The organism is Pseudomonas sp. UC 17F4 (assembly GCF_900101695.1).
GTDB lineage: Bacteria > Pseudomonadota > Gammaproteobacteria > Pseudomonadales > Pseudomonadaceae > Aquipseudomonas.
On sequence record NZ_FNKV01000001.1, the window covers coordinates 2,850,617 to 2,862,391 of the forward strand.

At 55.0% G+C, this 11,775-nt stretch carries 7 protein-coding genes, 1 tRNA gene and 1 pseudogene; 4 read left to right on the forward strand and 5 right to left on the reverse strand.

The annotated features are described in order from the left end of the window. Positions 1 to 20 precede the first annotated feature (20 nt). The 4 genes from pheT (at position 21) to BLR26_RS13180 (ending at position 3,222) form a co-directional block, all read left to right on the forward strand. Positions 21 to 2,396: a phenylalanine--tRNA ligase subunit beta gene (pheT, locus tag BLR26_RS13165; protein ID WP_093381153.1), complete on the forward strand. Its 2,376-nt coding sequence runs from the start codon at positions 21 to 23 to the stop codon at positions 2,394 to 2,396. 3 nt (positions 2,397 to 2,399) lie between these two features. Continuing rightward, positions 2,400 to 2,702 (forward strand): integration host factor subunit alpha, encoded by a 303-nt coding sequence (gene ihfA, locus BLR26_RS13170; RefSeq protein WP_002553164.1) that lies wholly within the window; start codon positions 2,400 to 2,402, stop codon positions 2,700 to 2,702. Then, entirely contained in the window at positions 2,683 to 3,039 is a 357-nt protein-coding gene (locus tag BLR26_RS13175) for a MerR family transcriptional regulator (protein ID WP_010222411.1), read from the forward strand. The genes ihfA and BLR26_RS13175 overlap by 20 nt, the downstream gene beginning before the upstream one ends. A gap of 106 nt (positions 3,040 to 3,145) precedes the next feature. Then, a tRNA-Pro gene (locus tag BLR26_RS13180) sits at positions 3,146 to 3,222 on the forward strand. A gap of 78 nt (positions 3,223 to 3,300) precedes the next feature. Here BLR26_RS13180 and BLR26_RS27730 read toward each other — a convergent pair. From BLR26_RS27730 to hsdR, 5 genes and pseudogenes are all read right to left on the reverse strand, one after another. After that, positions 3,301 to 3,565, reverse strand: a pseudogene (locus BLR26_RS27730) (site-specific integrase); the annotation flags it as partial. A gap of 361 nt (positions 3,566 to 3,926) precedes the next feature. Continuing rightward, entirely contained in the window at positions 3,927 to 5,840 is a 1,914-nt protein-coding gene (locus BLR26_RS13185; protein WP_093381156.1) for an AAA family ATPase, read from the reverse strand. 10 nt (positions 5,841 to 5,850) lie between these two features. Next, positions 5,851 to 7,572: a restriction endonuclease subunit S gene (locus BLR26_RS13190; RefSeq protein ID WP_093381159.1), complete on the reverse strand. Its 1,722-nt coding sequence runs from the start codon at positions 7,570 to 7,572 to the stop codon at positions 5,851 to 5,853. Then, on the reverse strand, positions 7,569 to 9,038 hold the full coding sequence (locus tag BLR26_RS13195; RefSeq protein ID WP_093381162.1) for a type I restriction-modification system subunit M: 1,470 nt from the start codon (positions 9,036 to 9,038) through the stop codon (positions 7,569 to 7,571). The genes BLR26_RS13190 and BLR26_RS13195 overlap by 4 nt, the downstream gene beginning before the upstream one ends. Before the next feature lie 101 nt (positions 9,039 to 9,139). Beyond that, positions 9,140 to 11,503 carry an EcoAI/FtnUII family type I restriction enzme subunit R gene (gene hsdR, locus BLR26_RS13200; RefSeq protein ID WP_093381166.1) on the reverse strand — a complete coding sequence of 788 codons (2,364 nt, stop codon included), beginning with the start codon at positions 11,501 to 11,503 and terminating at the stop codon, positions 9,140 to 9,142. Positions 11,504 to 11,775: the final 272 nt, after the last annotated feature.

An 11,775-nucleotide genomic window follows, 5' to 3' on the forward strand; every position in this document is an offset into this window, starting at 1 on the left:
GAATCTTTCAGGAGAGCAGGATGAAATTCAGTGAAAAGTGGCTGCGCGGTTGGGTCAACCCGCAGGTATCCCGTGACGATCTGGTCGCCCGTCTGTCGATGGCCGGCCTTGAGGTCGACAGCGTCACCCCGGCCGCCGGCCAGTTCAGCGGTATCATCGTCGGTGAGGTGCTGAGCACCGAACAGCACCCCGATGCCGACAAGCTGCGCGTGTGCCAGGTCAGCAATGGCAGCGAGACCTTCCAGGTAGTGTGCGGCGCGCCCAACGTGCGCCCTGGCCTGAAGATCCCGTTCGCGATGATTGGCGCCGAACTGCCGGGCGACTTCAAAATCAAGAAAGCCAAGCTGCGTGGCGTTGAATCCAACGGCATGCTCTGCTCGGCGGCCGAGCTGCAGATCAGCGAAGAAAACGACGGCCTGCTGGAACTGGCGGCTGACGCCCCGGTTGGCACCGACATTCGCGTGTACCTGGACCTGGACGACGCCAGCATCGAGATCGGCCTGACCCCGAACCGTGGCGACTGCCTGTCGCTGGCCGGCCTGGCGCGCGACGTCGGCGCCCTGTACGACGTACCGGTGACCCGTCCGCAAGTGCCGGCTGTTGCCGCCACTCACGACGAAGTGCGCCCGGTTGAAGTGCTGGCACCGGCTGCCTGCCCACGCTACCTGGGCCGCGTTATCCGTAACGTCGACCTGACCCGGCCGACCCCGCTGTGGATGGTCGAGCGCCTGCGTCGCTCCGACCTGCGCAGCATCGACGCTGCCGTCGATATCACCAACTACGTGATGCTCGAGCTCGGCCAGCCGATGCACGCCTTCGATCTCGCCGAAATCAACGGCGGCATCCGCGTGCGCATGGCAGAAGAGGGCGAGAAGCTGGTACTTCTCGACGGCCAGGAAGTTACCCTGCGCCCCGACACCCTGGTCATCGCCGACCACAGCCGCGCCCTGGCCATCGCCGGTGTGATGGGCGGTGAGCACAGCGGCGTTGCCGCGGGCACCCGCGACATCTTCCTCGAGAGCGCCTTCTTCGAGCCGATTTCCGTCGCTGGCAAGGCCCGTTCCTACGGCCTGCACACCGATGCCTCGCACCGCTACGAGCGCGGCGTCGACTCGCAACTGGCCCGCGAAGCCATCGAGCGCGCCACCGGCCTGCTGCTGGAGATCGTCGGCGGCGAAGCGGGCCCGGTGATTGACGTCACCAGCGAAGCGCACCTGCCCAAGGTGGCCCCGGTCACCCTGCGTGCCGAGCGCCTGACCCAGATGCTGGGCATGGAAATGGCCAGTGCCGAGGTCGAGCAGCTGCTCAACGGCCTGGGTCTGAAAACCACCGCCGGCGAAGGCCAGTGGCAGGTTGAAGTACCAAGCCATCGCTTCGACATCAGCCTGGAAGTCGACCTGATCGAAGAACTGGCGCGCCTGTACGGCTACAACCGCCTGCCAGTGCGTTACCCGCAAGCGCGCCTGGCCCCGCAAGCCAAGGCCGAGGCCCGTGGCGAACTGCCAGCCCTGCGCCGCCTGCTGGTGGCCCGTGGTTACCAGGAAGCCATCACCTACAGCTTCATCGACCCGAAACTGTTCGAACTGTTCAGCCCGGGCGTCGAGCCGCTGCTGCTGGCCAACCCGATCTCCAACGACATGGCGGCCATGCGTGCCTCCCTGTGGCCGGGCCTGGTCAAGTCGCTGCAGCACAACCTCAACCGTCAGCAAGACCGCGTGCGCATGTTCGAAAGCGGCCTGCGCTTCGTCGGCCAGCTGGGCGACCTCAAGCAGCAGCCGATGCTCGCCGGTGTGGTCTGCGGCAGCCGCTTGCCGGAAGGCTGGGCCAACGGCCGTGACAGCATCGACTTCTTCGACGTGAAAGCCGACGTTGAAGCGGTACTGGGCTTCTCTGGCTCGCTCGCCGAGTTCACTTTCGTTGCGGGCAAACACCCGGCGCTGCACCCGGGCCAAACCGCACGCATCGAGCGCGACGGTCGCGAAGTCGGCTACCTGGGTGCCATCCACCCGGAGCTGGCCAAGACCCTGGGCCTGGATCGTCCGGTGTACGTCTTCGAGCTGGTGCTGGGTGAAGTGGCCGAAGGCCGCCTGCCGAAGTTCAGCGAGCTGTCGAAATTCCCGGAAGTGCGTCGTGACCTGGCTTTGGTCGCAGGACGTGATGTTGCTTCGAGCTCGGTGCTTGAAGTAATTCGTGACAATGCAGGCGAATGGCTCACAGACCTCAGGCTGTTTGATGTTTATCAGGGTAAAGGCATTGATCCTGATAGAAAAAGCCTGGCCGTCGGCTTGACCTGGCAGCATCCATCGCGCACTCTTAATGATGAAGAGGTGAATACTGCAACCCAGAACATCCTCACCTCGCTCGAACAAAGGTTGAACACCACGTTAAGGAAATAGCGTATGGGTGCTCTGACGAAAGCTGAGATGGCCGAACGGCTATACGAGGAGCTGGGCCTGAACAAGCGCGAGGCCAAGGAATTGGTCGAGCTGTTCTTTGAGGAAATCAGGCACGCTCTTGAAGACAACGAGCAGGTCAAATTGTCCGGATTCGGCAATTTCGACCTGCGCGACAAGCGCCAGCGGCCGGGCCGCAACCCCAAGACCGGGGAAGAAATCCCGATCACGGCGCGTCGGGTCGTCACCTTTCGTCCAGGGCAGAAGTTGAAAGCCCGAGTTGAGGCCTATGCTGGAACCAAGTCATAACGACGAGCTTCCGCCGATTCCAGGCAAACGCTACTTCACCATTGGTGAAGTGAGCGAGCTTTGCGCGGTAAAACCGCACGTGCTCCGCTACTGGGAGCAGGAATTCCCGCAACTCAACCCGGTAAAGCGCCGCGGTAACCGGCGGTACTATCAGCGCCAGGACGTGCTGATGATCCGCCAGATCCGCGCGCTGCTGTACGACCAAGGCTTCACCATCGGCGGGGCGCGTTTGCGCCTCTCTGGCGACGAAGCCAAGGACGACACCACCCAGTACAAGCAACTGATCCGGCAGATGATTGTCGAGTTGGAAGATGTGTTGGTGGTGCTGAAGAAGTAACCCTTATCGGGCCCGGAATTTTGGAAAAAATGCTTCCATAATTCAAAAGGTTAGGGTACATTCTTCAACGTTCTCAGCAACCAGGGGAACATGCTTCAAGCCCAGTCGGGGCGTAGCGCAGCCCGGTAGCGCACTTGCATGGGGTGCAAGGGGTCGAGTGTTCGAATCACTCCGTCCCGACCATTATTTAGAACAACTAAGCCACCTTCGGGTGGCTTTGTTGTTTTTGGGGTAGGGACTTTTCGAGTGACTTGGTCTTGTTCAGTATTCCGATCTTCTCTTCAGAACCGTCAGCGCTGGTCCTCGCGAGTTAGTGGTTGATGCCATGTTTGTCCCTCGATCAACTGGCCAAGCTCGGCGCCCGAGTTGTGGCTGGTGGTGCTCCCCCTTCTTTCGTCCGAGGAGTGCCTTGCGGTGTTCCTCGGTTATTCCGTGTGCTTCAGATCGTAAGTCCTGATGGCGGCATGCCTAGGGTGAGCAGGGCGCCGGTTTTCTCTTGCCAGAGTTTTGCTCTGACGAGCCTTGATGAAAGGCTCAAGCGCCTGGTCATCAATATGAGTCAGCGCCGGGGTAAGTCGAATTGATAGAATATTATATTGATTTATCTGAATATTTTTCGTTCAAATTATTTGGTGGAATACCAATTGGAATACCATTCAGTAAGAAAGTGCAACTTGACCGGTTTTTCCACTGTCTTCGGCAGCAACCGATTGGAAGCTGTCCAGCTTGGCGGAAAGCGATTTAGGTCTGTCTATCCGAACTCAAGGCTGAGGGAATATATTGACAAAACCATGGCATGGTCTATGTCTAGCATCCCTAGTTCGAGAGCTAGGGCTATTCGCTATTACTTCAGCATCGTATTGGTCTCGCCAGCAAGAGGGAAAATATTAAGTAGTGGTCAGGGTTGTACATTTTGACTGGATGAACTCAAATACTAGATTGAATGGCTCGAAGCATGCGGTATCCAGTGTGGGCACAAAATTTTTGGCAAAAGATACCTTGTCACCAATAAATTCGATTATCTCACCGCCCCCCGACGTAGCCTTCTTCTGGAACCACGAGCCAAGGAATTCATCCTTGTAAAAAAGCAACTCAATTGACAAGTGGGAATCCGCGCCTTTGCCCCACGGTTTTCCGTTTGAATCGAGAACTTGGCGCTTTAATATCTCGACATCTGGAACTGGTAAAAGCATTGCATAATGATGTTTGCACCTTAGCTGTTTTGACAAACCCTTGAAGGGGTCTGTAACTGAGTCACATTCCTTCTTAAGGCCATTCCAATCATCAAATGCCTCATCAAAATCGAAAAGAGCAAACATGATTCGATCAGGAAAGTTTTTTTCAAGCTCTTCTCGTGAAAATAAGTTCCGCAGAAAAATTCTGTCGAAAGCGTTCTGGATTTCAAAACTGCGTCTCTGAGCTGGAAATAACTTCGTCCATGCAGTTTCCAGAATCATTTCGTCGGTTATGCCCTCTGTAAACAACACTGCGCCTGTCGTGTTTTTTAAAGCATGATGGATATTCAGGCGAGCCTCACTTTCAGAAAATGAAATGAGACCGGCGGAGAGTGATTTTATGATGTCTGCCTTATTGACTTTGTTGACTACAATCGTGTCACCTTGAAGTTCGAACAGGTTAATGACATTTTCATTTGCAGTCGTGATGGTCGAAGCACTATGGCTGCTCATTAATACATGGTTGTTTTTTGCCGCTGTATCAGTGATTTCTAGTACTTGCTTCAAAAATTCGAACTGCCATTCAGGATGTAGAAACGAATCCGGCTCATCCAGCAAAGTTAGACAGTTTCGGTCTTTGAAGAGCTCGACGATGGAGTAGATGTAGACCGACTGGAACTGACCATCGCTGAAATTAGCAATGCTAGCATCTAATCCACTGCAAAGCTGTAGCGGTATTGCAATGTCCGCCAACATTCCAAGCGTTTTTAAATTGTCGAGTTGGCGGAAAAATTCCTGAGCGCTAAAATCGACAAATTCCTGTTGAATTTTGGCAATATCGAAATATAAAGTGTAGCGATCGTCCGAGGAAAAATATCCCTCGGCTAATGCCAAGTTACTAGGCTCTTGGCTGGCGCAATTAGTTAGACGATCTAGGAATGCTTTGGTAATGCCCGCTGGTTTCCAGTAGCGGTCACTATCATCATTGCTGATGATGTTGTAATTAATGCCCTTTGCATACAATGGACGCTTAAGTTCAAGTTTGACTACGGGTTGAGTAAGTCCTCGCCCCCCAGGCTTAGTGATCCCGAGCGCTTTTATACCGAGCTTTTTGCAGATGAACTGCTGAGCTTTATTATCTGGCTTCTGCATTAGCAGTACCGCCAGTAGGAGGGCTTTATATTCAGGGCCGATACCGATAAATCGGCGACTTTCATCAAAGTCAGCATTTTTAATGCGTTTTCTGAAAGTTTCTTCGTAGTCGCTTACCAAGCTGGCAACGATGTCATTATGCCCAGAGTAGTAGATCAATAAATTGTCGGGAAGCAGGGTTTCACCAACGGTTGCGCGCTCTCGGCCGTTGATGGTCAACTGGTCTGCTTCCCAAGTGATCTCTGTGACTACACCGTTGATTTCATAACTGATGGTGTAGTCGAATTTAGGCTCAGTCTTTTCCCTGTCGTACTCGTAGAGATGACGGAATACTTCTACCAGCGCTTCAAAAAGGTTTGATTTACCACTTCCGTTTTTGCCGACAAATAGATCGATGAAGCTATCGCCGTCAAAGCCTAGATTGAAATTTTTAAGATTTTTGTAGTGGCCGATCGAGAACGACTTCAGGCGCATGGCGAATCTCCTACACCTGAGCCATAACGGCGTTTAATAGTTCGGTTTGCTTGCTGCGAGCTACGTTTATCCGTTGCTTTAGCGTGTCGCACAGGTTAATTAGCTGATCGACTTTTTCGACAATGCGGTGTTGTTCGAGGAGCGGTGCTAATGGGATCGGAGCCATTCTCAGTTTTTCTTGCGAGATATTGACCTGGCTGGCAGCCATACCGGACTTGGCCTGCTCTAGATATTTAGCGGTTTCTCCTGCGTTCAAGCAAAGAGCGATGAACCTCCCATAAATACCTAACTCCACAGGATGGAATCTGATGATCTTGTCGGAAATCATTAGTTTCGGGCGCGTACTTTCAACGAGGCAGGAAATTCCCACTCGGTTCATAGGGCCAGCCCGTGTAAATAGGATGTCACCGACCTTAGCCTCCGCTTCAGGGCGAGGTTCAAGGTGGCTAGGTAGCTCTTTGTTTTCATGTTCTAGGTAACTCATTACCTGAACTGCTGTTGTTTTGAGAACTCCCCAAACATCATCAGAGGGCGAACTATTGCCTAAACAAGCAGGGCTCCATCCAGAATCCATTCCCGTCGTTATATCTAAAAGCGGTACCCATTTCCAAGCTGTTGGTAGCTCGAGTTTAATGTCCCCGGTTCTAAACTCCACCAAGGGTTTATGTTTTTTCATTACACCTTCGGCTACCAATCGCTGTTTTTCTCCTTCGACACGTTTTAACAGTTCGCTGGCGGGTTCTTCGGTAAGGTCTTGGGGGACAAGTTTTCCAGTTACGGCGAGGTGCAGTAGGGCTTTTTTGAGAGCGTCGATGGCAAATTCGTTGGTGAACAGGGTGTGAAAGTTTTCGGCTAGGCGCTGCCAACTGACGGCGAAGTCAGTGGCGTCGCTGGCTTGGGTCAAGCTGTCGAGCAGCGCTTGCACCAGTTGAGCGTGTGCGTTTTCGGCGTCGGCCTGCTGGGCTTCCAGTCGGTCGCATAGGGCCATCAGCTCATCGACTTTGGCGACGATGCGGTGTTGTTCGGCGAGTGGGGGCAGTGGAAACGGATTTTCTTCAACAAAGTCTTTGGGCAATCGTTTCTGACCTGCTGTCCCGGTCATCTTGGTTTCGCCAACAAGCAAGAACTGCGGAGATTTCAGATAGGCCAGTACGTACCTAGGATCAAGAGTTCCGGTAACAGGACGAACTATGTGCAGCTCAGTCGTACCCGCGCCCAAACCATTCACGAGATTGGAAAAGACGCATGCTTTGCTGTTCTCAAAGCAAGGTGTGATTTTCGCCACACCAATATCGCCCTCGGCAAAATGCGTGAAACCTTGTTTCACCTCACCCCACAGTCGTGGCTCTTGCGCATGCTGATCATCGAAGCGTGTGCCAATAAAAGTCATAGGCACAAACGAGACTTCAAGTGAGTCTGCTGCAGCATTACGGGGGTTAACAAATGAAACTTGTGCTAGTGAACTCCACTCCCAACCTGCTGGCAATTCAAGCCGCTGTGCTTCCTCGTAAATCTCGGTCAGCGGCTTCCGCTTCTTAATCTTCCCCTCAGCTACCAGCCGCGCCTTTTCCTCGGAAATTCGTTTTAGCAACTCACTGGCCGGCTCATCATTCGGATCTTGCGGCACCAACTTGCCACGCACCGCCAACTCCAGAATCAGCTCGCGCAGCTTCTTGATGCCATTGGGCGCTCCAGCCAGCAGTGGCAAGTTGTTTGTGAGCAACTCCGTCATGCCTGGCGCTCCAGGGCATCGGCCAGCACCGCTTTGAGCTGGTCTCGCAGGTCGCTGATCTCGCCTTGCATGCTGGCGTAGTTGCGCAGCAGTTCGTCCGGGTCGTGGCTGATCTGCTCGCCGATATGCGGGTTTTTGCAGTCTAAGTTCCAGTTGCGCGCTTGCAGCTCTTCGATGCTGACTTTCCAGGCGAATTCGTTTTCCATCCGTGCGACAAAGCCATCGGCTTCGTTGCCCCACCAGTCTTGTTCCACGGCGAATTCTTCGATGCGCATGGGGCGAGTCTTGGAGTAGTTCTTCAAGCCGGCCGGGTACTGGTGTTCGTAGAACCACACCTGCTTGGTCGGAGTGCCTTTGGTGAAGAAAAGCAGGTTAGTCTTGATGCCGGTGTAGGGGTTGAACACGCCGTTGGGCAGGCGGACGATGGTGTGCAGGTTGCACTCGGTAAGCAGCTTTTCCTTGATGCGACTCTTGATGCCTTCGCCAAATAGAAAGCCATCGGGCAGCACTACGGCGGCGCGGCCACCGTCTTTGAGCAGCTGCATGATCAGCACCAGAAACAGGTCGGCGGTTTCGCGGGTGCGGAAGGCGGCAGGGAAGTTGGTTTCGACGCCGTCTTCTTCCATGCCGCCGAACGGCGGATTGGCAACGATGCAGTGCACGCGGTCGCTCGGGCCCCAGCTGATCAGTGGTTTGCTCAAGGTGTTGTCGTGGCGGATCTGGCTAGGCACTTCGATGCCGTGCAGGATCATATTGGTGGTGGCCAGCAGGTGCGGCAGCGGCTTTTTCTCCACACCGAAAATGCTGGCTTGCAGTGTGCGTTCGTCTTCGGTTGTTTTTACGTAACGACTGCGCTTGTGCTCGATGGCACAGGTGAGAAAACCGCCGGTGCCGCAGGCTGGGTCCATGACCTTTTCGTCTAGCTTGGGATCGACCATACGCACCATAAATTTGGTGACTGGGCGCGGGGTGTAGAACTCACCTGCGTTGCCGGCGTTCTGTAGGTCGCGCAGCAGTTGTTCGTATAGGTTGCCGAACTCGTGGCGTTCCTGGGCTTTGTTGAAGTCCACGCCTTCCTGAATCTTGTTGATCACCTGGCGCAGCAGCTGGCCGGATTTCATGTAGTTGTAGGCGTCTTCAAATACGCTGCGCACTACGAAGGCGGACGGCGTGTTGCTGTACTCGTGCAGATTTTGCAACTGGGGGAACAAGTTGTTGTCGATGAAGTCCTTCAGTGCATCACCTGTCAAGCCTTCCGGGTCGGCGGCCCAGGTGCGCCAACGGCAGCTCTCGGGGATGGGCGAGAGGTAGTTATCGTCCATTAGCTCCCATTCCTGCTCGCGATCATCGAAGATCTTGAGGAACAACAGCCAGACCAACTGACCGATGCGCTGGGCGTCACCATCGACGCCGACATCTTTGCGCATGATGTCCTGGATGGATTTGATAGTGGAACTGATGGACATAACAAACTCTCAATGGGGGCGGCAAAGCGGGGGATTCTAATGGAATTGGCGGATTAGGTGGGTCAAGGCTTATCCCTCGACCACCCTACGGGTAGCGCTGGCTAATTGGCGTAAAGCGCGGCTTCCAGTTCATGGATGGCCTTGTTGTAGCCGGCCTTGCCGCCAAACGCCTTGACCAGTTCAATGGGAGCACCGATCTGGCTGAATGGGTCGAGCTGGAGGATTTTGATGTCCTCAATATGCTCGATACCGGTGTCGGCGTATTTATCCAGCAGCGCCTCCAGCACTTGGCGGGCTGCACCGGAATACTTGGCGAAGTAGTTGCGCTTTTTAACCTGCTCAGCGCGCTCTTTACGCGACAGCGGCGGTTGGTCGAAGGCGACATGGCAGATTAGGTCAAACGGGTCGAGGGGCTTGCCCTGTTTCTTTTCCACTTCCTCAGCCAGGGCCTCCCACATCACGCCCTGGCCAGCCATTTCGTCAATAATGGCTTTCTTCTGCTCGGCATCACTCCAGCGGCGTAGGAAATTATCCAGCGAGGCGAACTGCTTTTGCACACAGGCGCGGGTGTAGTCGTGCAGCGATTCGGTTATCAGCCGTCCGTCCGGGCCGTAGTACTGAACGCGCTCGGCAATTACGTAGATCGGCAGGTCGTCGATCACGTATTTGATGCGCTTCTTGCCGTCTTCCTCGTCGGTAAAATGCAGATCATCGCCCTCGGTAGAGCCTGCGCTGATGCCGTCTTCATCGGCCAGCGGGTTGTCAGGCGGCACGGGGGATTCATCGCCCTCGGGGGCGTAAATCACCACGGGATCACCGTCGAAGGCCGGGTCGGCAAACAGCTCGGTGGCCTTCTTGAAGTCCATGATGGTGAACCAGTATTTGCCGAAGTCTTCATTGATGCGGGTCCCACGGCCGATGATCTGCTTGAACTCGGTCATCGACTTGATGTGCTGGTCGAGCACGATCAGCTTGCAAGTCTGCGCATCGACACCGGTGGTCATCAGCTTGCTGGTGGTGGCGATGACCGGGTAGCGCTCTTCCGGGTTGATGAAGTTATCCAGCTCGGCCTTGCCTTCCTGATCATCGCCGGTGATGCGCATGACGTACTTGCGGTTCTCAGCCACGCGCTCGGGGTTGAGGTTGACCAAGGCCTGGCGCATACGCTCGGCGTGATTGATATCGTCGCAGAAGACGATGGTTTTCTGGAACGGGTCGGAGGCCTTGAGGAACTCGGTGACCTTCTGCGCCACCAGTTGGGTACGCGCCTCGATAACCAGGGTGCGATCCATGTCCTTGAGGTTGTAGATGCGGTCTTCGATCAGCTCGCCATTCTTGTCGAGCATGCCCTTGGGTGGGCGCCAGCCTTGCAGGTCTTTGTCGAAGTCGATCCGCACCACTTTATAGGGCGCGAGAAAACCGTCCTCGATGCCTTGTTTGAGGGTGTAGCTGTACACCGGCTCACCGAAGTAGGTGATGCTGGATACCTCTTTGGTTTCCTTCGGTGTTGCGGTGAGGCCGACATGGGTGGCGTTGGAGAAGTAGTCAAGAATCTCGCGCCAGGCAGAGTCCTCGGCGGCGCTGCCTCGGTGGCATTCGTCGATCACGATCAAGTCGAAGAAGTCGCGGGAGAACTGCTTGTAGACGTTCATCTCTTCGTCAGCGCCAGTAACCGCCTGATAGAGCGACAGGTAGATCTCGTAGGAGGTGTCTATCTGGCGTCTGGCGATTTTGGTCATCGCCTGGCCGAAGGGCTTAAAGTCGTTGTTCTTTGTCTGGTCGACCAGGATGTTGCGGTCGGCAAGGAACAGGATTCTTTTTTTCTGTTTTGATTTCCACAGTCGCCAGATGATTTGAAAGGCGGTGTAGGTTTTTCCGGTGCCAGTTGCCATTACCAGCAGAACGCGGTCCTGCCCGCGCGCTACCGCCTCAACGGTGCGGTTGATGGCGTTCATTTGGTAATAGCGGGGCATACGTCCGGAGCCGTCGTCGTAGTAGGGCGCTTCTATCTTGTGTTGAGCAGCATTGTCCAATCCCTTCCATTGGCAGTAGCGGTGCCAAAGTTCTGCAGGACTAGGGAACTGATCCAAGGAGAGTTCAGTTTCGACCTTGCTGCCTGTCCCACTGCGATCATGAAAGAGGAAACCATCGCCATTGCTGGAGAACACGAACGGCACATCCAACGCCTCTGCATAGCCAAGAGCTTGCTGCATACCGGAGCCAATGGAGTGCTTGTTATCCTTCGCCTCGATCACAGCGATAGGCAGGTTGGCTTGGTGGTAGAGGATGAAGTCTGCACGGCGTGCTTCGCCCCGGCTGTGAAGCTTGCCACGGACCATAATGCGGCCTTTGGTGAAGCTGACCTCCTCACGCACCTGTTTGTGCATGTCCCACCCAGATTGCTGAATGGCTGGGGCGATGTACTTACTGCAGATGTCCCGCTCGGAAAGTGATTTCTTGTCCATGGCTGGCTATGTCCCTATGACGTGCTCCGAACTTTATCAGAATGGCTAGAGGCATGCTGCCAGTATCAGCAGCGGGGGCGCTCCCGACGTTGTGCGCTCATACAGAGCATGCTTTGAATACCTATCGACGTGAGTTTGTCCCGCACCCGCACCCGCACCCGCACCCGCACCCGCACCCGCAACTGTCATGACAGGAGCGGGGGCCTGTCCATGAAGTAAGCGAGGCTCTCTAGATGGCAGAGTGAACCGAGACCTGGCTTCGATAACAATCG

What these genes read in the sequence shown, in the direction of transcription:
- pheT (WP_093381153.1), top strand. Translation starts at nt 21, where the DNA reads ATGAAATTCAGTGAAAAGTGGCTGCGCGGTTGGGTCAACCCGCAGGTA.
- ihfA (WP_002553164.1), top strand. Translation starts at nt 2,400, where the DNA reads ATGGGTGCTCTGACGAAAGCTGAGATGGCCGAACGGCTATACGAGGAG.
- BLR26_RS13175 (WP_010222411.1), top strand. Translation starts at nt 2,683, where the DNA reads ATGCTGGAACCAAGTCATAACGACGAGCTTCCGCCGATTCCAGGCAAA.
- BLR26_RS13185 (WP_093381156.1), bottom strand. Translation starts at nt 5,840, where the DNA reads ATGCGCCTGAAGTCGTTCTCGATCGGCCACTACAAAAATCTTAAAAAT.
- BLR26_RS13190 (WP_093381159.1), bottom strand. Translation starts at nt 7,572, where the DNA reads ATGACGGAGTTGCTCACAAACAACTTGCCACTGCTGGCTGGAGCGCCC.
- BLR26_RS13195 (WP_093381162.1), bottom strand. Translation starts at nt 9,038, where the DNA reads ATGTCCATCAGTTCCACTATCAAATCCATCCAGGACATCATGCGCAAA.
- hsdR (WP_093381166.1), bottom strand. Translation starts at nt 11,503, where the DNA reads ATGGACAAGAAATCACTTTCCGAGCGGGACATCTGCAGTAAGTACATC.